Annotated in this window: 19 protein-coding genes and 3 pseudogenes; 13 read left to right on the forward strand and 9 right to left on the reverse strand. The window is 71.9% G+C overall.

The features are described 5' to 3' along the window. Positions 1 to 29: 29 nt before the first annotated feature. From BMX65_RS07410 to BMX65_RS07420, 3 genes are read right to left on the reverse strand one after another with little or no spacing between them, the layout of a single operon-like run. Positions 30 to 1,757, reverse strand: coding sequence for a CATRA conflict system CASPASE/TPR repeat-associated protein (locus tag BMX65_RS07410; RefSeq protein ID WP_143081820.1), 1,728 nt, complete (start codon positions 1,755 to 1,757; stop codon positions 30 to 32). Continuing rightward, entirely contained in the window at positions 1,750 to 2,118 is a 369-nt protein-coding gene (locus BMX65_RS07415) for a CATRA system-associated protein (RefSeq protein ID WP_074999363.1), read from the reverse strand. The genes BMX65_RS07410 and BMX65_RS07415 overlap by 8 nt, the downstream gene beginning before the upstream one ends. Then, entirely contained in the window at positions 2,046 to 3,413 is a 1,368-nt protein-coding gene (locus BMX65_RS07420) for an AfsR/SARP family transcriptional regulator (RefSeq protein WP_143081821.1), read from the reverse strand. The genes BMX65_RS07415 and BMX65_RS07420 overlap by 73 nt, the downstream gene beginning before the upstream one ends. 230 nt (positions 3,414 to 3,643) lie before the next feature. Here BMX65_RS07420 and BMX65_RS07425 point away from each other — a divergent pair, with 230 nt between their 5' ends. The 4 genes from BMX65_RS07425 to BMX65_RS07440 all read left to right on the forward strand — a co-directional run bounded on the left by BMX65_RS07425 (position 3,644) and on the right by BMX65_RS07440 (position 7,491). Then, on the forward strand, positions 3,644 to 3,841 hold the full coding sequence (locus BMX65_RS07425) for a hypothetical protein (RefSeq protein ID WP_074999365.1): 198 nt from the start codon (positions 3,644 to 3,646) through the stop codon (positions 3,839 to 3,841). 67 nt (positions 3,842 to 3,908) lie between these two features. Further along, positions 3,909 to 4,757, forward strand: a complete 849-nt coding sequence (locus BMX65_RS07430) for a hypothetical protein (RefSeq protein WP_074999366.1) — start codon at positions 3,909 to 3,911, stop codon at positions 4,755 to 4,757. Beyond that, the gene (grrM, locus tag BMX65_RS07435; protein WP_079171757.1) at positions 4,754 to 5,893 is read left to right on the forward strand and encodes a cyclophane-forming radical SAM/SPASM peptide maturase GrrM/OscB; all 1,140 of its coding nucleotides are present in this window, start codon (positions 4,754 to 4,756) and stop codon (positions 5,891 to 5,893) included. The genes BMX65_RS07430 and grrM overlap by 4 nt, the downstream gene beginning before the upstream one ends. Further along, positions 5,890 to 7,491, forward strand: coding sequence for a hypothetical protein (locus BMX65_RS07440; RefSeq protein ID WP_074999367.1), 1,602 nt, complete (start codon positions 5,890 to 5,892; stop codon positions 7,489 to 7,491). The genes grrM and BMX65_RS07440 overlap by 4 nt, the downstream gene beginning before the upstream one ends. A gap of 46 nt (positions 7,492 to 7,537) precedes the next feature. On the opposite strand, the gene BMX65_RS34255 is transcribed toward BMX65_RS07440, so the two are convergent. Further along, positions 7,538 to 8,134 carry a DUF6531 domain-containing protein gene (locus BMX65_RS34255; protein WP_425315509.1) on the reverse strand — a complete coding sequence of 199 codons (597 nt, stop codon included), beginning with the start codon at positions 8,132 to 8,134 and terminating at the stop codon, positions 7,538 to 7,540. 140 nt (positions 8,135 to 8,274) lie between these two features. Here BMX65_RS34255 and BMX65_RS07450 point away from each other — a divergent pair, with 140 nt between their 5' ends. Continuing rightward, positions 8,275 to 8,586: a hypothetical protein gene (locus BMX65_RS07450; protein WP_074999368.1), complete on the forward strand. Its 312-nt coding sequence runs from the start codon at positions 8,275 to 8,277 to the stop codon at positions 8,584 to 8,586. A gap of 91 nt (positions 8,587 to 8,677) precedes the next feature. On the opposite strand, the pseudogene BMX65_RS07455 reads toward BMX65_RS07450, so the two are convergent. Together BMX65_RS07455 and BMX65_RS31985 are read right to left on the reverse strand one after the other, a co-directional pair. Next, positions 8,678 to 9,183: pseudogene (locus BMX65_RS07455) on the reverse strand (DUF6624 domain-containing protein). 120 nt (positions 9,184 to 9,303) lie between these two features. After that, a pseudogene (locus BMX65_RS31985) lies at positions 9,304 to 9,479 on the reverse strand (IS5/IS1182 family transposase); the annotation flags it as partial. Here BMX65_RS31985 and BMX65_RS33395 point away from each other — a divergent pair. The 6 genes and pseudogenes from BMX65_RS33395 to BMX65_RS07485 form a co-directional block, all read left to right on the forward strand. Next, positions 9,425 to 9,590 (forward strand): annotated as a pseudogene (locus BMX65_RS33395) (MmyB family transcriptional regulator); the annotation flags it as partial. The pseudogenes BMX65_RS31985 and BMX65_RS33395 overlap by 55 nt on opposite strands. A 346-nt stretch (positions 9,591 to 9,936) precedes the next feature. Further along, the gene (locus tag BMX65_RS07465; RefSeq protein ID WP_074999369.1) at positions 9,937 to 10,155 is read left to right on the forward strand and encodes a hypothetical protein; all 219 of its coding nucleotides are present in this window, start codon (positions 9,937 to 9,939) and stop codon (positions 10,153 to 10,155) included. Beyond that, a complete protein-coding gene (locus BMX65_RS07470) occupies positions 10,155 to 12,437 on the forward strand; it encodes a heavy metal translocating P-type ATPase (RefSeq protein WP_074999370.1) in 2,283 nt (760 codons plus the stop codon). The genes BMX65_RS07465 and BMX65_RS07470 overlap by 1 nt, the downstream gene beginning before the upstream one ends. Before the next feature lie 51 nt (positions 12,438 to 12,488). Beyond that, the gene (locus BMX65_RS07475) at positions 12,489 to 12,995 is read left to right on the forward strand and encodes a copper chaperone PCu(A)C (protein WP_239501911.1); all 507 of its coding nucleotides are present in this window, start codon (positions 12,489 to 12,491) and stop codon (positions 12,993 to 12,995) included. A 406-nt stretch (positions 12,996 to 13,401) separates the two neighbouring features. Then, positions 13,402 to 14,109 carry a hypothetical protein gene (locus tag BMX65_RS07480; protein WP_074999371.1) on the forward strand — a complete coding sequence of 236 codons (708 nt, stop codon included), beginning with the start codon at positions 13,402 to 13,404 and terminating at the stop codon, positions 14,107 to 14,109. A 176-nt stretch (positions 14,110 to 14,285) separates the two neighbouring features. Next, positions 14,286 to 14,918, forward strand: coding sequence for a sigma-70 family RNA polymerase sigma factor (locus tag BMX65_RS07485; RefSeq protein WP_074999372.1), 633 nt, complete (start codon positions 14,286 to 14,288; stop codon positions 14,916 to 14,918). A 154-nt stretch (positions 14,919 to 15,072) separates the two neighbouring features. Here the strand turns inward: BMX65_RS07485 and BMX65_RS07490 are convergent, their stop codons facing one another. Next, complete coding sequence (locus BMX65_RS07490; protein WP_074999373.1) at positions 15,073 to 16,185, reverse strand: hypothetical protein; 1,113 nt, start codon at positions 16,183 to 16,185, stop codon at positions 15,073 to 15,075. A gap of 400 nt (positions 16,186 to 16,585) precedes the next feature. Between BMX65_RS07490 and BMX65_RS07495 the strand changes: the two genes are divergently transcribed. Then, positions 16,586 to 17,647: a PP2C family protein-serine/threonine phosphatase gene (locus BMX65_RS07495; RefSeq protein ID WP_239501910.1), complete on the forward strand. Its 1,062-nt coding sequence runs from the start codon at positions 16,586 to 16,588 to the stop codon at positions 17,645 to 17,647. A 312-nt stretch (positions 17,648 to 17,959) separates the two neighbouring features. Beyond that, entirely contained in the window at positions 17,960 to 19,474 is a 1,515-nt protein-coding gene (locus BMX65_RS07500) for a hypothetical protein (RefSeq protein WP_074999375.1), read from the forward strand. A gap of 9 nt (positions 19,475 to 19,483) precedes the next feature. Here the strand turns inward: BMX65_RS07500 and BMX65_RS07505 are convergent, their stop codons facing one another. Together BMX65_RS07505 and BMX65_RS07510 are read right to left on the reverse strand one after the other, a co-directional pair. Further along, on the reverse strand, positions 19,484 to 20,134 hold the full coding sequence (locus tag BMX65_RS07505; protein WP_079171759.1) for an NUDIX hydrolase: 651 nt from the start codon (positions 20,132 to 20,134) through the stop codon (positions 19,484 to 19,486). A 272-nt stretch (positions 20,135 to 20,406) separates the two neighbouring features. Then, complete coding sequence (locus BMX65_RS07510) at positions 20,407 to 21,378, reverse strand: SDR family NAD(P)-dependent oxidoreductase (protein WP_074999376.1); 972 nt, start codon at positions 21,376 to 21,378, stop codon at positions 20,407 to 20,409. Positions 21,379 to 21,405 lie beyond the last annotated feature (27 nt).

Genomic DNA, 21,405 nt, shown 5'->3' on the forward strand with positions numbered 1-21,405 from the left:
CCCGCCGCGCCACATGACCCTCTGGGCGCTCATGACCCGCCGTGCCACGAGGGCGTGGGCGGGGCGGCGTGCAGGGTGCCCTCGGTCAGCCAGTCCTGCCCCCGGTCGTCCACCGGCGCCCCGGCCGCCCGGAGCCGCTGGGCGAGTTTTCGGCGGCAGGCCGCGGTGTCCTCCAGTTGGATGAAGTTGCGCCCCGCCAGGTCGGCGATGGGCCGGTGCGCGCCGACCCGGACGATCACCGTCCGGGCCGGCGCGTGGGCGAGGGCCATGCCCAGTTCGAGCAGGACGTTCGGCCGCGCCTGCATCCCGATCAAGGTCTCCTCGGGAGGATCGCCAGGGGCGCACAGCCGCGGGTGGAGCTGGACGGTGTCCTCCGGCGTCAGCAGGACCACGACCGCCCCGGCCTGGCGGATGCCCCGGGCCACCAGCTCCCCGAGGAACGGGCTGCCCTCCGCGGTGGACTCCACGAGGGACTCCCATTCGAGCGGGCGCAGGCCGAGCGCGCGCAGGAAGGCGAACATCCCGGCACGTATCGTCAACTCCCGTCCGTGGACGACGAAGACGTTGCGCCGCGCCTCGTCCGGAACCGGGGCGGACGGGCCCGGGCTCCGGCCGGCCGGGGCGGACGGGGTCGGCTCCGGCGCCCGCGGGAGCGGCACGGGGCCGTGCTCGGCCTCCCAGCGGTCCACGGCGTCCGCCAGGTAGCCCGCTTCGTCGTCGAGCGCGGCCGACAGCCACGCGGCCAGCGCGTGGTCGTCGGCGAACGGTCCTGCGTACGGCGGCGGGCTGCCCAGGGCGCGGGCCATGTTGTCGGCGGCGATGTCCACGGTGCGGCGCAGGGAGCGCAGCCGTGGCACCAGGCGGCGCGCCTCGGCCGGCGGGCCCGTCGGGTCCGGGGTGCCCGGGAAGCCGGCCGGGACACCACCGCCGGGGCGTCCCGTCGCCTCGTCGACCCGGGCCCGCAGCTCGGCCGCCCGGTTGTCGCACCGCCAGACCCGCAGTTGGTAGCGGAGTTTGGCCGCGTGCAGCAGGTAGCGCGCGAGCGGGGGGATCGAGGTTCCGCCGGAGGACCAGCACCAGGCGCTGGCCCGCGCCTCGTCGTCCGGCCCCGCCACCAGCAGGAAGTCCCGCCGGGACCGTTCGTCCCCGCCCGGGGCGAGTTCCCACAGGTGGAGCCGCTCCTGCTCGGTGACACCCTGCGGGTGCCCTCCGGGGCTCTGCAGCGGATGCGGGAGCAGGCCCCGCACGGCGGGTTCGGCCTCGGCGGGGCCGAACGGCGGGGCCGTCCCGCCGGCCGACGCCGGCAGCCGGGCGAGGTACACGCGTGCATCGCCGATCAGCGCCTCCGTCCTGCCGTGGGACACCGCCTCCCACTGGCGTGTGAGCAGTCGCCACCCGGGCCGGTCGTGTCGCGGTGCCAGGGCCACGGAGAGGGAGAGCACGTCGTGGTGGCGCCGCAGCACCGCCTGGTAGTCGTCCTCGGCGTTCTCCTGTGCGGCCAGCGTGCGCACACCGGCCGTGCCTGGCGCGGCCCGGAGCAACTGCGCGGCCGTCGCCGGAAGGTCCCGGGGCAGGTCGCTGCCCGGCAGGGCCCGGTCCATGGCGAACAGGTGCCGACAAGCCGTCCACAGGTCCCTCACGGCGTCGTACGCGGCCGTGGCGCGGGGGCTGCCCAGAGGGGCCACGAGGTGCAGGACGAGGTGCTCGTCGAGGAGTTCCACCGATTTTCCGAGCGGGGCGGCCGGAGCCTCAGCCACTGTCGGCGCCGCCCGACTCCTCCGGGGGATTCGTCCGCGAACCGCCCCCACCGTGGGTGAGCTCGTGCAGGAGGACGTTGACGCGCTCGCGCAACTGCGGGTCGGCGCCCTCCTCCTCAGGCGCTGAGCCGGCCCGGACCACCCGGGACGGAGCGAGGTCCTCCAAGGTGGTCGTGGCGTCGAGCAGTTCCTCGGCGCCGCCGTCGCGGAGGGCGAGCGCCAAGGCGTCCACGGACCGGCTCACCTCCTGCCAGTCCGCGGGCGGCAGCCGCCACCGCAGGACCTCCTTCAGCGCCTCGACCGCATCGCCGTACTCCGCGGCCCTGCCGGAAGCCGCGGCCGTTCCGTCGTACACGGACATGCTGGGGACCCCTCCTGACCCGTGCGGGGGCCTTCGATTGTGGCACCGTCCTCCTGCTCGCGGAGGAACTTCGCGAAGAACGTCGACCCGGCCCCGGCGATGGCGTCGGGCCTGACCACGAGCCGCAGCTCGGGGCTCACCGTGCCGATGCGCGACCGGGCCAGGAACGAGCGCACGACCGTGGCCAGCGATTCCTGCGGCCCCAGGCCGTCGACGCGCGCGAGCCCGGCGCCGACGAGTCCGATGGCCACGGGACGGCGCCACCCGTGCCGGGCGGTGTGCTCCCACAGGCGTTCCATGCCGTGCGCCAGCTCCTGTGGGGAGGAGCGGGCGGCCAGATCGTTGCCCATCTGGCTGTAGGCGACGCCGAAGACCTGCTGTTCGCCGGCCGACAGGGTGACGACCGTGCCCAGGGGATAACGGGTGAGCTTGCCGAGGCGCTTGTCCGACCTGGACTCCACCGACACCGCCGGGACATGCCGCAGCTCCCGCCGCAACTGGCCGTCGAGCCGCTTGCGGTCCCCGCCGAACAGGACGTGCAGCAACTGGCCCTGGAGGCTGTCGCGGTGTATCACCCGGTCGTCCGTGACGGTGTCGAAGGTGTCGGTGAACCCGATCACCAGGTCGGCGTCCGACTGGTCGAGGAGGTCGCCGGAGACCAGCGACACCGAGGTCCGCAGGCCGGGGAAATCGTGCCGGGCCAGCACGCCGTCCTCCCCACGCACGCGGCTGCGAAGCTCCGACACCGTCCGGTCGAGGGCGAGGTCCCCGGGGAGCGACTCGGCCAGCCGCTCGGCGACGGCGAGGGCCGCCGCGGTGTCGCCCACCGCCGCGTGGGCGCGCGCCAGTTCGCGCTGCGCCGCCTCGTGCAGGGCGCACAGACGCGCGATCGTGCCGTCGGCGAACTCGTAGCCCTCCACGTCCTGGAGGGGGCGGCCCCGCCACAGGTCCAAGGCGTGCGAGAGGCCGGCGACGGCCGAGGCGGGCGGCAGCCGCCGGGCATCGCGCACCAGCTCCTGGAACCTCCACAGGTCCAGCTGATCGGACCGCAGCGCCAGCCGATACGTACTCACCCTCCCCGGTTCGGTGACGATCACGCCGGAGCTGTCACCACTCCCCTGGTCGAAGAGCCGACGCAGCATCAGGACCCGCTTCTGCACGGCCACCCGGTCGCCGCGCCGCGGCGGCGCCACCCCCCAGACGTCGCGCGCCACCTCGTCCACCGTGACCGGCTCTCCTCCGGCCACGGCGAGCCGGGCCAGGACGGCGGTGGCCAGCGGAGGCGGTGTACTCACCTCAACACCGTGGCGCACCCGGGTTCTGCCGAACAGCGTCAGTCGCAGATCGTCCACGTCGCCCCCCGCGGTCGCCGGTCTCAGCACGGCACCGCGCCAGTCTATCGACGCACCGGGAAACGGCGGTAGCGCGACGGAAGCAGATGGGAAGCGGTCCGGTGCTTTCGGCGGAAGCACCCCGGTGCGTTGACTCGGAGGCCGAACGAGCAGGCCGACACGAGGAGTTGAAGATGTCCACGACAGAACAGAACGCCGACCTGGCCGTGCGGATGGCGGCCGTGGCCGGCACGGGCCGCGACCCCCTGTCGGTGTCCGTGGCCACGGGTGAGGTCAGGTCCGTCACGGACCGCGTGGAGCGGCTCCGGGCCACACACCCGTCCGCGAGCCGCGGCTCCTGCCTCTCCGGGTACTCCACCTGGGGCGACTGACCCCCGTCGACCCGTGCCCCGGGGCCGCGCCTGGCGCGGCCCCGGGCCTTCCAGAGCTGGAGCGCGCATGCTGACCACCGGGATCACCCTCTCCGTTCGCTGTGATGCCTTCCACCCGTCGGACGTCATGATCAGTTCGGGAACGCGTCGGCTGACCGACGTCCCCGGAGCGGCCGCGGACCCGACGGCCGTCGTCCCCAGGGACGACTGGCGTCCCCTCACCCGTGCCGAGCGGGAGTTGCTCGATCCCGCACCGGCCACCCCGCTGAACCGGATGCTGACCGTGCTCGGTCTGGACACCGACTCGCTGGATGCCTGCCGCGACGAACTGCTGCCGGTGCTCGCGGCCGCCCGCGACGGCGACGCGAACGAGCAGGCGGGGCGGCGCGGCGCGGTCCTCGGCCGGGTCCGCGAGCGCGCGCTGGACGCCGTCGGGCGCTGCGCCGGCGCACGCAGCACCCGTCAGGGGGCCAGCGACAGCGTGGTCCACGGCCCCGGCCTCGTCTCGACCGCGTACAACTACGAGCAGCGCACCTTCATGGGTCTGCACCTCGACAACCACGAGGATCTCCCGCTGACCGAACGGCACCGCTCCCTCCTCCTCACGGTGGCCAACCTGGGGTTCACCGACCGGTACGTCCACTTCGTCAACCTCCGCACGGCCGACCTGACGCTGATGCTCGCGGCGACCGGCCGCGCGGTGCCGGACACCAGCCACGCCCTGAAGAACGCCTTCTTCTCGGCCTTCCCCACCCACCCGGTGCTGCGCGTGCGGCTCAGGCCCGGCCAGGCGTACCTCGTCAACACCCAGGACGTGCTCCACGACGGCGCCACCAACACCGAGGGGCTGCCAGACGTCTCCTTCCTGACGGCCAACCGGCTGACCGTCGCCCCACTGGTACGGGAGGCCCGATGACCGCGCCGCGGCACCCGGCCGCGCCCGCGCCCGGCCCGATACGGCAGGTGGTGCTGCAGTCCACCGGCTTCTGCAACATCGACTGCGCGTACTGCTACCTGCCCGACCGGCTCACGAGGACCGTGATGCCCCTCGACATCGTGCGCGCCACGGCCCGGGCGCTCGCCGACAGCGGTCTGCTCGCCCCGGCGGTGGAGGTCCGCTGGCACGCCGGTGAACCGCTCACCGTGCCACGGTCGTTCTACTCGCAGGCCCACGCACTGCTGCGACGGGCCCTGGGGGACCGCACCCGGTTGTCGTTCTCTCTCCAGACCAACGGCCTGCTGCTCGACGGCGCATGGGCGGACTTCCTGCGGCACGAGGAGGTGCGCGTGGGCGTCAGTCTCGACGGCCCCGCGCAGGTGCACGACGCGCACCGCCGCACCCGCAGCGGGGCGGGTACCCTGACCCGCGCCCTCAAGGGCGTGTCCCACCTGGTGGGGGCGGGACTGAGCTACGACGTCATATCCGTCGTCACCCCGGCGACGCTCGCGCACACCGGGGCCTACCTGGACTTCATGGCGGAACTCGCCCCCCGCTCACTGGGGCTGAACCCCGAGGAGACGGAAGGGGGCAACGACTCCGGGCTGCACCGTGCCGACGGCTTCGAGCAGGAATACCGGGCCTTCCTGCACCGCGTCGCCCGGTGGTCGGAGCGGACGGGCGTCGAGGTGCGCGAACTCGCGGCGATGCGACGGCACGTCCTGCACCACGCCCTGCCCGTCCACAACACGCAGAACGAACCGCTGTGCATCGTCACCGTGGGAGCCGACGGCCGGGTGTCGTCCTTCTCCCCGGAACTGTTCGGCTGGACGAGCGAGCGATACGGGGACTTCGTGATCGGCCGGGTGAACGACCCCGGCTTCCGTTTCGACCGCTGGCCGGAGACCTTCCGGCTGCTGGCGTCGGACGTCGAGCGCGGACGGGCCGGCTGCGAACGGTCCTGCTCCTACTACGCGGTGTGCGGCGGCGGTGCCCCGGCGAACAAATGGGCCGAGTGCGGAGACATGGCCGCCACCTGCACCGCGTTCTGCTCGCTCGGGGTCATGGCCGTCGCCGACGTCGTGCTGGACGAGTTCGAAACGGCGCGCCGGTGAGCGCCCCGGCGCCCAGGATCACTGTCCGCGGCGACTGTCCCCCGGCCACCGAGGACACCGTCCGTGCCGCGCTCGCCGACGGACCGGCCGATGCCTCCCGCGTCGCGGCCCTGGTCGATCTGCCGGGACACTTCGCGGTCACCGCCGAACTCCCCGACAGAGACCTGATCCTGACCTCCCGCTCGGGAGCCGTGGCCCACTACTACGACACCGTCACGAGCCGCGTCCACGGCGCGAGCGTCACGGACGTGCTCACCCTCGCGGGACGCGCGCCGCGCTGGAACGCCGCGGCTGTGGCCGATCACCTGGTCCACGGCCATCCGCTGGGTGACGCCACGCTCGACCGTGACATCCTCCGGGTTCCGGCGGGGGCCGTACTCACCATGTCCCGCCCGCGGGCCCGCCTGGTGACGGTGCCACCCCCGAGGCGCGAGCCCGGACCGCCGACAGTGGCCGCCCGAACCGCCCTCGCCGCGCTGCGCGCCGCGGTCCGGGACGCGGCGCGAACCCCGTGCGCCCTCTCGATGTCGGGTGGCCTCGACGCCCGGCTACTGCTCGCCGCTCTCCTGGCCGACGGGATCAAGCCGCGTCTGTTGATCTCCGGCGTGGCCGGTTCCTTCGACCGCACCGTCGCCCTGGCGATCGCCCGGGACTTCGGCCTGCCCCACCAGGTGCACGCCGTTTCCGAGCCCGCGCTCATGGCCGGCGCCGAGGGCATCAGGGCGGCGTCGGACGGACTTCTGCCGATCAGCAACTGGGCGGGAATGGCACACGTCGCCGAGGCGGGCGGCACCGAGCCGGTGCTTTTCGGCTACCACGGCGAGCTGGCCAGGGCCTACCATCTGCCCGCCGTGGGCAGGCGGGCATGGCCACGGGCCGCGCGGCCGGCTGCGCGGGCCCCCGCCCATCTACTCCAACACGCGGGCGGGAATCCCTTCCTGCCGGACGAGCGGCACCGGCTCGCGGACGAACTCCGGGAGGCCCTGCGGCCGGAGGCCATGATGCAGCGGATCCGGGCGGCGCTGCCGGCGGACGCCCTGCGGGGCACGCTGCTGGACGCGTCGGAAGCGTTCTTCCGCACCCAGTACGGGCACCGCAAGATCGCCGCCAACCTGGCGGCCATCGGCGCCTTCGCCCGCTGGCGGGTGCCCCTGTTCGCCCCCGACTGGAGCGACACCGTCCAGGCCCTGCCCCGTGGCTGGAAGCTGGGCGACCGCTGGCACCGCTGGGCCGTCGGCCTGCTGTGTCCGGCGCTGCTGCGCTATCCCGAGGAGCGCTACGGCGCCACCACTTCGCGCCGCCCCCCGCTCCGCTACTGGTTCAGGGGACCCGCCCCGCCGAACACGCCGTTCTACGTCGACCAGGCGCCGCTGCGGACCCGGAGCGAGCTGCTGGCGAGCCTGGCCGACACCGACGCCTCGGCACTGGCACCGCTCCTGGACCCCGCCCTGGTGGGTGAGTTGGTCCGTGCGCAGACGGGGACATCGGCACGCCCCCACCTGTGTTTCGCCCTGAGTGCCCTCGCCGCCTGGAGCCGGACCGCGGCGGCCGGCCGGCCGCGAGCGGGCCGCCCGCACGCACGGGGTGACACAGCATGACCTCAGCCCCGCTCAGAGCCGAAAGCGTGTCCTCCGGTAGTCCGTGTCAAGGGAGGAGCTTTACCGTTCGGTAGGCCGTTTCGAGAAGCTGGAAGATCTCGCCGTCGCCACCTTCAACGTCGGGATGCCAGCGGGCCGGCAGCCCGGCAGAAGTTCCGAGAGTCGCCATGGAGTGCTGCTCAGCGTCAGCGAGTTCGATCAGAAGGCCGCGTGCCGCTACTGGACGGAGCGGGTCACGTGCATCGACGGCACGGAAGATCGCACGTAGCAGTTCAACCCGGTGGCGCCGGGCTCGTGCGGCGTCAGAACGGCGTCGACGCTCGGCGAGTTCCGCGGGGTCCGTCTGTTCCGCCAGATGCCTGGCGTCGAGCGAGTTGTACGTGCGGGTGAGTTGCAGTCTCCGGCCGACGCCGGAGATGTCGAAGTCGGTCGCCGCCAGCATCAGGTTGCCGGTCGAGTAGTTGACCCGGGCCACCAGGGAGTCGGTGATCCGGAAGTCGGATATCCCGTGCCAGGGAACGTCCCCCTGTCCTTCCGGTACGACGTCCGACGCGGCCGCTGCGGACTTTCGTGTCTTCTTCTCCTCGGTGGCGCCGGACGGCCGACCGGCGCGTTCCTGCTGCGCCGTGCGGCAGGCCGCCACCTCGACAAAAGTTGTCGTCCGACAAGCACAACCATTCGAGCTTGGTCCTAGTCGAAACGCGGGGCTCTGAGCAGTACAGCCGATGTGCGGACACCCCGCATCAGCAGCTCTTGGACGAGTCAGCACCGAGGGAGACAGCGATGCCACCACACCGCACCAACCACCTGGCCTCTCTCACCAACGCCGCAGGCCGCCTGCTGTGCTGGACCCTCGGCAGCGCCATGCTCGTCAATGCCGCCCATGCCCTCGCCCACCCCGATCTGCTCTGGTGGCGCACCTTGTGGGTCAGCCTGTGGGCGCTCACCGCCCTGGCCCTGCCGACCTGGGTCCTCTTGCGCGCCCTGGAGAAGTCCCGTTCCCGACAAGCCGCCTCACCGCCTGCCCGCGACACACCCGACAGCGGTCAGCGCCCCCATGACGGAAACCACTGCGAAACGCATGAGAGTGCGTAGGACCCATGCCCCCGCCGCGGTCAGGGCCTGTCCGGGTGGAGCATCGTCCGCGGCAGGTGGTGATTCACCGGGCGCGCCTGGGAGGTGGGCGTCACGCCATGGAGAACTTGGCGACGTACTCGTCGAAGGGCCCGATGCCGACTTCCGCACGGAGTTCGTCCATGCGCTCGGGCTCTGCACAGGGCCACGGAACCGGTGACCCGTCCTTCAGGCCGGCGATCTGAGTGCCGTAGACCTGCTTGCGCCCTCGTTGACCAGCGTGCGGTCGTGCAGAAAGGCCAGGTCGCGCGGGCTGGCCCGGCCGGCCGAGACCGCCTGTCGCATCAGCCGGAGTGCACGACGCTGAACGTCGAGCTGCCGGTCGGTGTGCTGAGCGATCAGCCACGCCGCGCGTGCGGCCTCCTCGCCGACCGGTTCCGCCGTTGGCCAGCCGTATTTCTCCATGATCTCATCAAGCCGGTCACCGTGCCGGGCGGTCAGCCGTCACCATGCCGGCTGCTCGTCGGGGGTATCGCTGTTCGCGCGGAATGCGGACCGGTGATCGGCCGCGGCCATGTCCATGAGTTCCACTGCCAGCGCGGCAACGTCGTGCGTCACTCTCAACTCCCAGGTCAGAAGCGTGCTTTGTGTCCGCCCGCAAGCCTGGAGGCGCAAAACGGATGTAAAGATCATTCCGGAGGACGGTGACAGGCGCCTCGCCGCACCGGGACAATGGATCTACCCCCGGAGCCAGAGCCGGATCGCTGCGACGGTCGCAGTGCCCTGGAAGACCTGGGCACGCGTGTCAAACCTTGTGGCCATGCCCGGAAGTTCTGGAGGGCGTTGATCGTCCGCTCGTGCGGACCGGCCCGCGCCCGCGATCTTCGTCCGCTGGGTGTTTCTCGAACCTGCGGCCCCGGGACGTCCTGGTCGACTGCGCACCCGAGGCGCGCGGCCTGCTCGGCCGGCTCCGGACCCTGGCAGCGCGTCGTCCCGGCGACCCGAACTGCACCCGGCTGGCCGAGTGACCGGCGTCCACCCGAGGGCGACTTGATCACCGGACACCGCGGGCGCCTGGTGCAGGTCGGGCTGCCCTGCCGCGAAGTCGTCGTGACGGCTCCGGGAGCCCAGGAGCGGAGCCCCGGCCGCGGGCGGTGACCCTCGGGCAGGGGTAGCGGTACCGGTGCACCGTGCGGGAAGCAGTTGTGGAGGGCAGCCCACGGACGCCCTCTTCCGCGTCCCTCCGGTCCACGCCATGTGATGCGCCTCACAGACGCGGGGCGGGAACCGACTGCGGTAGCGGGCCGACATCTGGACCGTACTGCCGCGACACCTCTCGCGTGCCTCACCTCTCCCGCCGGAGTCTCCGCCATGAACGACTCGGTGACGCCCTCTTCCGGGCGACGCCTGCGCTCCACTCCGTATGCCGCGCTCGCAGGCTTTGTGCTGCTGCTCGCCGCTGCCTTCGCCCTGTCGTACCAGGCGGGTTCGCTCGCCGGACCGGTGGCTCCGGACATGCGCGGGGTGCCGCACGACGACGGTCCCGGCGGGGGCGGTATGGGCGGCATGGATCACGGGGGTGGCCACTGATGGCCGCAGACACCGCACCGCCGGACCTGGTCACCACGGATCTGGTGGTCGGGGGGATGACCTGTGCGGCCTGCGTGCGCCGCGTGGAGAAGAAGCTCGGTGCGCTGGAGGGTGTCAGAGCCACCGTCAATCTCGCCACCGGTCGCGCCCGCGTCGAGCATCCCGCTCACGTCGGCACGGCCTCGCTGGTGGAGGTCGTCGAGAGGGCCGGCTATGCGGCGAGCGTCCCCGCTCCGCCTGCCACCGCGGACGGCAAAGAGGAGGGCCAGGAGCCCCAAGAGCGTTTTCCGCAGCGTCTGCTGGTGACGGCAGTGCTGGCCGCACCGGTGCTTCTCCTGTCGATGGTGCCGTCCCTGCAGTTCCGCAACTGGCAGTGGCTGTGCTTCGTGTCGGCCGCACCGGTCGCGCTCTGGAGTGCCTGGCCCTTCCATCGGCGGGCGCTGCGGGGACTGCGGCACGGGACGGCCACGATGGACACGCTCGTCTCGCTCGGGGTCCTGGCCTCTTTCTCCTGGTCCGCCTACGCCCTCTTTCTCGGCGGCGCCGGTGATCCGGACATGCGTATGCCCTTCACCCTGCTGCCCGGTGCGTCCCACGGAGTCGCCCACCTCTACCTGGAGGCAGTGGTGAGCGTTCCGCTGTTCGTCCTGGCCGGCCGCCACTTGGAGGCCCGTGCCCGGCGGGGCACCTCGGCGGCCCTGCGCTCGCTCGCGGAACTGGGCGTGAAGGAGGTGACCGTGCAGGAAGGCGGCTCCGAGCGGTGCATCCGTGCCGAACACCTCGGAGTGGGGCAGGTGTTCGTCGTGCGGCCCGGAGAGCGGGTGGCCGCCGACGGGGTCGTCGTCGACGGCACCTCGGCGGTCGACCTCTCGCTGGTGACCGGGGAGACCCGGCCGGTGGAGGTCTCGGCCGGCTCGTCCGTCACCGGCGGGGCGGTCAACGCGGGCGGGCGGCTGCGCGTGCGGGCCACCGCGGTGGGTGGCGACACGCAACTCGCACGCATCACCGCCCTGGTGGCCGAGGCCCAGGCAGGAAAGGCGCGTGCGCAGCGGCTGGCCGACACGGTGGCCGGGGTCTTCGTCCCGGCCGTGCTGACCGTCGCGGTCACTGTGCTCGGTTTCTGGCTCGGTGCCGGGGCCGACGTGCAGCCCGCTGTCACCGCGGGGGTGGCCGTTCTCGTCGTCGCCTGCCCCTGCGCGCTCGGGCTCGCCACCCCGACCGCCCTGATGGCCGCGACCGGGCGCGGCGCGCAGCTCGGCGTCCTGGTCAGCGGGCCGCGAGCGCTCGAAGCACTGCGCCGGGTCGACACCGTCGTCCTGGACAAGACCGGCACCCTCACCTCCGGCCGGCTGGACGTCACCGCTGTGACCGTACGCGAGCACGGCCTGACGGCCGAGGAAGCCCTCCGGCTCGCGGCGAACGTCGAGAGCGGGTCGGAACACCCGCTCGGGCGGGCCGTCGTCGCGCACGCCCGGCGCCGTCTCGGCGAGGAGGCCGTGGAACCGCGGGCGCTCAGCGGCTTCCGGGCCACGCCCGGGAGCGGCGTCCAGGGCACCGTCGACGGCAGGCCGGTCGCGGTCCGCGCCCCCGAGGGGGAGCTGACCGGTGCGCTGGGCAGCGCGCTCGCCGCGGCGCTGGAGTCCGCGCACACCCCCGTCGTCGTCCATGTCGACGGGCAGGCGGAGGCCGTCATCGCGCTCGGCGACGTGGTGCGCGCCGGCAGCTACCACGCGGTGGACCGGCTCCGGCGCCTCGGGGTGCGGCCGGTTCTGGTCACCGGCGACCGGGAGGCCCCCGCCCGGGCCGTGGCCGCGGCCCTCGGCATCGAGGAGGTGCACGCCCGGCGCACCCCCGAGCAGAAGGCCGCGTTCGTCCGCTCGCTGCGGGAGGAGGGCCGGCGGGTGGCCGTGGTCGGCGACGGGGTCAACGACGCGGCGGCACTCGCCGGAGCCGACCTCGGCATCGCGATGGGCACGGGCACCGATGTCGCCATCGGCGCCGCGGACGTGACACTCGTCCGGGACGACATCGAGGCGCTTGCGGACGCCGTACGGCTCGCCCGGCGCACCCTCGCCACCATCCGGGGCAACCTCGTCTGGGCGTTCGGCTACAACGCCGTCACCGTCCCACTCGCCATGGTCGGCCTGCTCAGCCCGATGCCGGCCGCCGCGGCGATGTCCCTCAGCTCCGTACTCGTGGTCCTCAGCAGCCTGCGGCTGCGCCACTGGCAGCCGGCCCCGGCTCCGGCACGCCGCCCCCGCTCCTTCAGCAGCGCCCGGTGAACCCCCTTCCCCCGCCCTGTGAACCTTCTTTCCCCCGGAGTCGACCAGCCTGTGAAAGCCTCACTCGTCGCGCGGCTACGCGGCCCCGTGACCGCCGTCTCCGCACCGGTACTCGCCTGCGGACTCTCCCTCGCCGGCCTGGGCGCCTGGACCGCCGGCGGCAACGCAGGGAGCCCTCCGCAACTCGCCGTCACCGAAGGGCACGTCTACCAGCGCCTCGGCAACACTCCCGAGACCGCGGCCTTCTTCACGGTCACCAACACCGGCGGCTCGTCCGACCGGCTCGTGGCGGTCAGCTCCCCGCGCACAGAGGTCCCCCCGGCCCTGAGCCGGCACCGGATGACGCGCTCGGGGGCCGCATACCGGTGGCCGGTGGAGGACGTGGCGATTCCCGCCGAGAAGGGACTGCTCATGGATCCGCACGAGATCGACGTCACGGTCCGCCCCGAAGGGGACTGGCGGCTGGGGCAGCGCATCCCCTTCACCCTGCACTTCGAGCGCGGCTCCCCTCTCACCGTCCTGGCCACCGTCGTACGCCCCGGTGCCAGGAGGACCTGACCGCACGTGCCCTCGAGCGGTCCGCACGCCGCGGTCCCCGGGGCGACCGGGGCAGGAGGCTGCTTGGGACGGCGCCGCACCGGTGTCGCCCGTGGTCCCGATCGTTGCTCGGCTCGCGTCCGGCGGTCTCTTCCGGGGGACGCCGGCTGTCGGACGGGAACTCTCTGGTGAGCGGCGCGCCGCACCGGGCGCCGCAGTGCGCCTGCCGCGTCCCGCAGCGGTTGCGTCGCCGGTGGATGCGCCGCGCCGATCGGCTCTGCCCGTTCGACGGAATGGCGTCGGCTCCGGCTGCGGGACGTGCCGCGGTGCGGGCCCGAACTGCCGCCGCTGCACTGTCGTGTCGTCGGCGGCGGAGCGCCCGGCCCGCTTCGGGTCGCCGGGCGCCCGGGTGGGAGCATGAGGTGTGATGACTGTGGGCTGGTGCTCGAGGGCGCTGCGGGCGGGGGTCTTCTCAGCCCTCTGCGTGCTTGTCGCCGCTCTCGGCCACGTCCTGATGTCCGGCAACGATGTCCCCGCCTGGGCGCTCGGTTCCGGGCTCGCCGTGACCGCGGCCGGAGCGTGGGGGCTGGCCGACCGGGAGCGCGGGCTGAAGCTGGTCGTCACAGTGGCCGTCGTGGTCCAGGCCGTGCTGCACTCGGCCTTCTCCTTGGCGCAGTCCCTGTCATCCCCGCCCTCGGGGCCGGTCCCCCGCGGAACCCAGGCCGTGGACGTCGGCGCCCCGCACGGGGGCACGGGCCGGCTGTGCGGTGAGCAGCTCGTGCCGCACGACGGCTCGCCGGCTGCCGGCACGGGGCACCTGCACTCCGGTCCCATGGGGCACATGGACCATTCCATGAGCGGCACCTGGTCGTTCGGGATGCTGGCCGCGCACCTGCTGGCAGCGCTGCTGTGCGGCCTGTGGCTGGGATACGGCGAACGAGCCGCGTTCCGCCTCCTGCGTGCTGTCGCCGGCTGGCTCACAGCTCCCCTGCGGCTGCTGCTCGCCCTCCCCCGGACCGCGGAACGCGCACGCCTCCGGGCGGCCCGCTCAGTCGCCGACCGGACGGCGCAGCTCCTCCTTCTCGCCTTCTCCATCACCTCCAGAGGTCCTCCTGCGGTGACCGCTGCCGCCTGACGGCAGCCGGCATCCCGGGGCGGCTCCGCTGCGCCCCGGGCACCGGCCGTGTGCGCGTTCCCGCCGCGGCCGGTCCACCCACCGAACCGGGCCCGGCCCGGCTCTGCGCCGTGCGCGCTCTGCCGCGTCCGCGTGCCGTCGACGCCGGGTTCCTGGACGACCGAGAAGGACAACAGGTGATCGCTCCTGCTTTGCCATCGACGACGCACCCTCACGATCCCGCACGACGCGGCCCCGGAAGAACGGAGGCCGACGCGTCGATCACCGCATGGGCGCTGGCAGCCCGCAACGGTGATCCCCACGCGGTCGATCTGTTCGTCCGTGCGCTGCACCGCGACGTGCTGCGCTATGTCAGTCATCTGTGCGGAGACCCGCAGGCCGTGGACGATCTCGCGCAGGACACCTTCCTGCGCGCCCTCGGCAGCCTGCACCGCTTCGAGGGACGCTCCTCGGCCCGGTCGTGGCTGCTGTCCATCGCACGGCGCGCGGTGATCGACAGCTACCGGCACGCCGCCGCCCGGCCCAGGGCAGCGGATGTCACCGACTGGCAGACGGCTGTCGAGCACGCGCAGCCGCAGGGCCTGCCGGGCTTCGAGGAGGGGGTCGCGCTCCTCGAACTGCTCGCGTCGCTGCCGGACGAACGCCGGGAGGCATTCGTCCTGACCCAACTGCTGGGGCTTCCCTACGCGGAAGCGGCACGGGTCTGCGGCTGTCCTGTGGGAACGGTCCGCTCACGGGTCGCACGTGCCCGGACGGCCCTCGCGGAGCTGCTCGCCGTGGCGGACGTACCCGCCGCGGTGGCGGCCTGAGCGAGACCGGCGCACGCCGGTGCGGATTCCGGTCCCGGACACCGTTCCGGGGCCGGAACTGCGCCGCCCCGCCTGCGCGGCCGGGCGGTTCCCCGCTCGGGCCGGAGCGCCGTCCTGGCCGGCGCGCGGGCCACGCCGCCGGACGCGGTGTCGGCTAGGACCGCGTCGCCCGCCCGCATTCGTCCGCGGTGGACTCGCTCCGCCCTACCGGGGTACTGCGGTCGTAGGGATCGATCCGGGCACCGTCCCCGTCCGTCGCACGGCCCGTGCCGAAGGGCGGGTCGAAGTAGCCCGTGGGGGTGCCGCAACCACCGTTGGTCATGTCGTACTTGTACGAGACGATCGAGAACGTACCCGGCTCGGTCCGCACCTTGTCCGGGTCGTCCCAGCTCAGGACCAGTTCGCGCCGCACGATCGTGCGCACGATCTCGCCGTCACCGCTGTCCTCGCCGTCACCGCCCGCTCCCGCGCGGGTGACCGGGTAGACGAAGGTGACGTCGGCGGTCACCTGGAGCGCGCCGCGCTCGCCCTCCTCGTAGGTGAGCCGGCCCCGGGTCTTCACGACCTCGCCGACCAGGTCGACGCGGGAGGGCTGGAAGCGGCTGAAGAGGAGGAGGGGGTCGTTCTTCTCGCTCGGACTCCGGAAAGCGGTTCTCAGAAGGTCCTGGACGTCCTTCTGGTGCGGGTTGATCAGTGCGATCGCCTTCTCGGGGTGCTCGCCCCGCAGCACCCCGCGGTCCAGGCTGGACGCGACGAGGAAGTCCCGGCTGCGGTCGAGTGCGCGCTCGACCTCGGCCGCACCCGTCCCCCCGACCGCTTCGGCCTTCGGCACGCTGATCCCCGCCGCTCCGTTCGCCCAGCGCGCCGCCGGTGAACCGCGGAACGGCTCGTCTTCGGTGGGGCGCCGGGCTGCCTGCGTCGGGGGCGCGTCGGCCGGACGGGCGGTCTCGGCCGCCTGCGGCGGGGAATCAGCACCGGCGAACAGATCCGTCACCCACCCGGGCGCGAGCGCCACCACGAGCAGTACCAGCGAGGCCAGCAGCCCGACTGCGTACCAGCCCGTGCGGCGCCTGGGCCGGGCGGGCGTGTAGGTGCGCCAGCCCGCCGGGGCGGTGTCGGGTTGCTCACGCAGCCGCCTCGTCACGGCGCGGGCCCGTGCGGACGGTTCCTTGGGCGCGTCGGCGGCACCCGCGACCGACTCGCGCAGGAACTGCTCCCACTCCTCGTCGGACTTGGACGAGCCGTCCGGCTCCGTGCCCCCACTCATGCCGAACCCCCTGGCGCTCAAGTGACCCCGCGCCACTCCCCTGGCGCGTCCGCATCATGACACAGGGCGCTGACAGGGCAGCCGGTGCCCGGGGCTGTCGCTTCGGTCCTCGGCGCGGGGGCCGCATCGTCTGACCGTCACCGGCCCGCCGCCCTGCGGTCCGTGGCACGGCGCGAGCACCGGACGCACGAAGCCCTCGAGCAGGCCGGTGAGCGGTATGCGGAACTCTCGCGGCGGCGGCGGCACCGCTGTGGGGCCGGCGGTCCCCTGCCCGAAGCCGTCCGCGTCGTTCCGGGTGGGGCGGAGGATGGTGGTGTAGCCGTTGGGTATGGACTCTCGGGAATGTCTGGCATGGCTCCGTCGTGTCTCTCGTGCCCCTGGGGCAGTTCTGCTGCTGCCGGTGGCACTGGTGGTGGGACTGACGATCTGCGACGCCGTGTTGCCCAGTTCCCGCCATTTCGGGCCTCTGGTGATCGTCGCTCCTGCCATCGCCTCCGTACTGGGCGGCCCTTTGGCCACCGCGGCCGTGGGGCTGTGCGCGGTGGTGACGCAGTTGGCTCTCGGGCTGGCGGGCACCGGCTCCGATGTCGTCGGCTACAGCACGCGTGCCGCCGCCATCGCGCTGGTCTCAGCCACCCTGGTCCTCTACAGCCGCAGCCGCCGGCGCCGCGAGGAGCAGCTCGCGCAGGCCAGGACAGTGGCCGAGGCGGCCGGCGAGGTGCTGCTCAAGCCGCCTCCGGCGCGTCTCGGCAGGCTGTCCTTGGCGACCGCCTACCGGTCTGCGCAGCAGGAGGCGCAGGTGGGGGGCGATTTCTACGCGGCAACCCGGATCCTGGGCGGCACCCGGCTCATCATCGGGGATGTGCGGGGCAAGGGGCTGGACGCGCTGGAGGACACCGCCCTTGTTCTGGGGGCCTTTCGGGCATTCGCCCACCACCGCCTGCCGCTGCCGGAACTCGCCCGCGAACTGGACACGGTGCTGAGCCTGCACAACCTCGACACCGACATGATCGAGGACTTCGCCACGGCTGTGCTCGTCGACCTCTTCGACGACGTCGACGAACTGGCTCTGGTCTGCTGCGGACATCCCCCGCCCTATGTCCTCGACGGAGGGACGGTACGGGCTCTCGAAGCAGCCCGGCCGTATCCGCCCCTGGGGCTGGGCGAGCTCTCCTCCGAGTCGAGAGTCGTGGAGCGGCACCCGTACGCGGCCGGGCAGACACTGATCCTCTACACCGACGGGGTCATCGAGGCGCGCAACACCACCGGTGATTTCTATCCTCTCGCCAGTCGCCTGACCGACCTCGCCATCGGCACCGCCGAGCAGACCACCGACGCCGTGGTGACGGACCTGCTGGACCACACCGGCGGCCGACTCCACGACGACGTCGCTCTCCTCACCGTCCAGCGGGCACCTCTGTGCCCTGCCGTGGCCGCCCAGGAGGATTTCCTGACCTCTTGAGGCGTCTGCCGCCCCCCGTTTCTCAGAAGCACGGGCGGTTCCGCAAAAGGCATGTGCCGATGTCTCCCGTCGGCAGTGGTGCCGGTGAACACGCGGAAGCTCTGCGCGTACAGGCAACTTTGATGGTGACCTGTCTGTCGGGCACTTCTTCACCTCCAGTCGCTGCTCTCCCCATGGGCACACGGGAAATGGCTCGTCGACTCCCACACCTATCGATCAATACTGACCAAATGCAAAAATTTGGACCTGCTTGCGTGAACCGGTCAGGGATGGTCTGAGGGCAACCGACTGCGGCTGAGAGGTGTATGACCAATGCCGGGTGAAGAGTTCAACAAGATCGTCAACTGTGATCTCGAACCGGTCGCGGTGGTGGCCCAGTGCCTGGACAATCAGTGGGTCCCGCAGGAACTGCTCGGGTCCATGCTCGAAGGCGGCCGGTCACTGCGGGACGCCAAAGTGGCTGGTGCGCGACTCCAGGCGGTACGGCACGAGTACTTGCGGGCGATCCTGAATGCTCAGCAGGTCATCGTCAACCGTGCGTTCTTCCTCAACAATCAGGCCGTCTACCAGGATTTCCAGCACGGCGGCGCTTCTCGTGACGCGTTCAAGGAACTGCTCCGCGATGCGGTGATCGTTCCCTACTTGTACAGAGAGACCACCTTGGTGGCGGATCAGGAATTCACCGTCCAGTCCGAGGGAGAGCGGGCATGGCGGGAGATTGTCGCCGATGCGGGAACGGGTAGCTGCCTTCGACTGTCCTGGGACGAAGACGAGAACACGCGGCTCACTGACCTCAAGCTCAAGGATTCGTTCCACGATCAACTGCTGAGCATGGCCAGGTTCAGGGCCGAGAGCCTGATGCGTGACTTCAACCTCGACGAGGAGGGTGCGAGGCTGTTGAAGGCCCGGCTGAGAGATGTCTCCCGGTGGGCGGTGGACAAGGAATCAGTCGTGCGCGAGGAATTCTACCGAGAATTCGTGGTGGCCGAGGGAACCGACCCGGCGGAAGGCACATATGATCGGTCGAAGCCGTTTGCAGGCGAGTTGAAGCAGCTTGCCGACCTGAAGTACAACACTTCCCTGTCGGATGCCGTGGGGCGTTACCCTCTGACGCCTGCTGATTCGCTGGACCGCACGGCTCTGCAGGAGTTGGATCGCGCGCTCTCCCGTGGCACGGCCGTATCTGCGGACGAACTTGTCCGGATGCTCCAGCAGCAGGCGTTCGCTCTCGTCCAGAACCCGTTGGACGTGGGGCTCACCGGGCTCGATCTGGATCACGTGCGGCAGGCGCGGGGAACCGACGAGTGGAGGCTCTACAAGGACAGTCTGCTGCGCCTCCTCCGGGAGCCTGAGCTTCTGTCGGGAACGCCTGAAGCGTTCAGGGACCGCAGCCAGGATGTGTACGACCGGTACGTGTCTCTTGCCGAGCGGCTCGGTGGAATCGTCGGTGCGCGGCGCGCAGGAGTGGCAGACCGATGGCAGCCGATCATCAAGATGAGCATTCACACGCTCGGGTCTGTCGTCTCCGTCGTCTTCGGCGAGGAACCGTGCATCGAGGTGGTGGGTCAGGTGGCCGACTCCGTCGCGGCTACGGCATCCAAGGGTGTGGTCCGATTCGCCGTGGTCGGCCGGGATCAGCGGCGGGCCCGGAAGCAGCTCGAGACGAGCGTTGATCTGATGCAGGTGAAGTTCGACCGGACGAGAGACGAGTGGGACGGCCTGATCCGGCGGATGCAGGAGGCAGGCTTCCCTCGGCGTGCGGCGGTTCACCGGCCCGAAGAAGAGGCCACGTTGAACGCTCCTGACGAGAACGGGGGCATCGGCTGAGCGCTCTCGTCAGAGGAGGTTCCGCAGGCGGGCTTGAGTGAGGGCGGTGAGGGTGAAGCCGTCGGTGACGGTGCCCTCGACGATGTTCCTGTCGAGTTCCTCCGGCGTGAAAGTGACCAGGCTGCGGATTCCTGCCGCGGTCTCCAGTGGGCCGGTGGCGGTCAGTGTGGCGAAGAAGAGGTGTACCGGCCGGGAGTGCAGACCCGTGTCCGGGTGGACGACGCCGATGGGAGTGAGTGACTCCACCTGCGCCGAGAGCTCCTCGTCGAGTTCCTTCAGCGCGTTGCTTTCCGCGGTGAGTCCGTCGGTGCCGAAGCCGCGGGGGATCTCCAGAGTCCAGCCACGAACGGCGTGGCGGTAGTTCTCCATCAGGAGGACGCGACCGTCCAGGACGGGCAGGATCGCAGCACTGGGGGCGTCTGCGGTGCCGAGGATCCGCAGGTAGGTGCCGAGGCGGCCGTCGGGGAAGCGGACGGGGTCGCGCAGCAGGCGGATGTAGGGATCCTGGTACACGACACCGAGGGTGCCGAGGTCCTCGGGGACCTGGCTGGGGTCGACGAGGTCGATCGCACCGGGTCCTTCGTCGTTGCGGAACAGATCTGGTTGCTCCCGGCGCAGGCGGCGGTAGCTGTCCATGGGGTCCTCGTGGGCACGGGTCATGGATGCAGTATGCGGCGGCGTGGTCGATCCAGGTGGCGGTCCGGCGCAGGAGTGAAGCAGCCGCGGATGCCGGGAGCGTCTCCGCCGTTCCGGGTCGGTGGGAGTGCGTCTCGGTCCCTGAGCTCGTTGGAGAGCCCCCGGCGTGGTCGAGGTCGCCGCTGTGGCCCCTCCGGCCCCGGCCCCGCCCCACCCCACCCACAACCGCACCCGCACCCGCGCCCGCGCCCGCGCCACGATCCGGAACATCAGGCCCGTCGGCGGGGCGGGCGGGGTCAGGCGTGCAGCAGGTCGGCGGAGACAGTCCAGAGTCGCCGGGCGAGGCCGGGGTCGAGCGCCCACTCCTTGACCCCGTGGGGATGCTGCGCGAGGTCGGCGTCGTTCGGCACGGTGTACGCCTCCTGCGCGTCGTCGAGGTAGTGGCCGCCGGAGTGGGCGAAGGCGGGGCAGACCGCCGCCACGATGCTGGTCGCGGCCCCCTGCTCGACCGTCTTGTAGGTGAAGACGCCGGCGGCCTCGGCCGCGTCGAGCGACTGCCGCTGCTGCGGTGTGAAGTTGCGTTGCAGCCCGGTGGAGACGCCGCCGGGGTTCACGGTGTTGGCGACGATCCCGTCCGCGGCCCACCGTCGGGTGGCTTCGACGGCGAACAGGGAATTGGCCGTCTTGGACTGCGCGTACGCGATCTGCGGGTCATAGCTGCGGTGTTCGAAGTGGAGGTCGTCGAAGTCGACCCCCGAACGCATGTGCGCGGTCGAACTCACCGCGACGATCCGCGCCCCGCCACGGTCGGAAGCGCCTCGCGCGAGGGCGCCGCGCAGGCCGACGGCCAGCGCGAAATGGCCCAGATGGTTCGTCGCGAACTGCACCTCCCAGCCCTCTCGGGTCCGTTCGAGGCCACCGGTGACCACGCCCGCATTGTTGATCAGAAGGTGCAGCGGGCCCTGCCACGCCTCGACGAATCGCGCGACGGTCCCTGTGTCGGCGAGGTCGAGCAGCGCGACCCGGGGCCGGATTCTCCCGGTGGAGTCGCGGATCGACTCGGCGACGGCCTCACCCGCGGCGGTGTTCCGGACCGCGAGGGTGACCTCTGCGCCGGCGGCGGTCAACGCGCGAGCCGTCTCGGTCCCGATGCCGGAGGAACCGCCGGTCACGATGGCGCGGACGCCGGTCAGATCGAAGCCTCGCAGCACATCGTCCGCGGTGCTGGCAGCAGTGAAGGGGGTGGAGATGAGTTCGGACTCGGCCATGACATCGACTATACAGAATAGACGCTA

The organism is Streptomyces qinglanensis, from assembly GCF_900111245.1.
GTDB lineage: Bacteria > Actinomycetota > Actinomycetes > Streptomycetales > Streptomycetaceae > Streptomyces > Streptomyces qinglanensis.

Excerpts from the sequence above, each read along its gene's own strand:
- BMX65_RS07425 (WP_074999365.1), top strand. The coding sequence starts at position 3,644 with ATGTCCACGACAGAACAGAACGCCGACCTGGCCGTGCGGATGGCGGCC.
- BMX65_RS07465 (WP_074999369.1), top strand. The coding sequence starts at position 9,937 with ATGAACGACTCGGTGACGCCCTCTTCCGGGCGACGCCTGCGCTCCACT.
- BMX65_RS07415 (WP_074999363.1), bottom strand. The coding sequence starts at position 2,118 with ATGTCCGTGTACGACGGAACGGCCGCGGCTTCCGGCAGGGCCGCGGAG.
- BMX65_RS07480 (WP_074999371.1), top strand. The coding sequence starts at position 13,402 with ATGACTGTGGGCTGGTGCTCGAGGGCGCTGCGGGCGGGGGTCTTCTCA.
- BMX65_RS07470 (WP_074999370.1), top strand. The coding sequence starts at position 10,155 with ATGGCCGCAGACACCGCACCGCCGGACCTGGTCACCACGGATCTGGTG.
- BMX65_RS07505 (WP_079171759.1), bottom strand. The coding sequence starts at position 20,134 with ATGACCCGTGCCCACGAGGACCCCATGGACAGCTACCGCCGCCTGCGC.
- BMX65_RS07490 (WP_074999373.1), bottom strand. The coding sequence starts at position 16,185 with ATGAGTGGGGGCACGGAGCCGGACGGCTCGTCCAAGTCCGACGAGGAG.
- BMX65_RS07510 (WP_074999376.1), bottom strand. The coding sequence starts at position 21,378 with ATGGCCGAGTCCGAACTCATCTCCACCCCCTTCACTGCTGCCAGCACC.
- BMX65_RS07430 (WP_074999366.1), top strand. The coding sequence starts at position 3,909 with ATGCTGACCACCGGGATCACCCTCTCCGTTCGCTGTGATGCCTTCCAC.
- grrM (WP_079171757.1), top strand. The coding sequence starts at position 4,754 with ATGACCGCGCCGCGGCACCCGGCCGCGCCCGCGCCCGGCCCGATACGG.
- BMX65_RS07450 (WP_074999368.1), top strand. The coding sequence starts at position 8,275 with ATGCCACCACACCGCACCAACCACCTGGCCTCTCTCACCAACGCCGCA.
- BMX65_RS07500 (WP_074999375.1), top strand. The coding sequence starts at position 17,960 with ATGCCGGGTGAAGAGTTCAACAAGATCGTCAACTGTGATCTCGAACCG.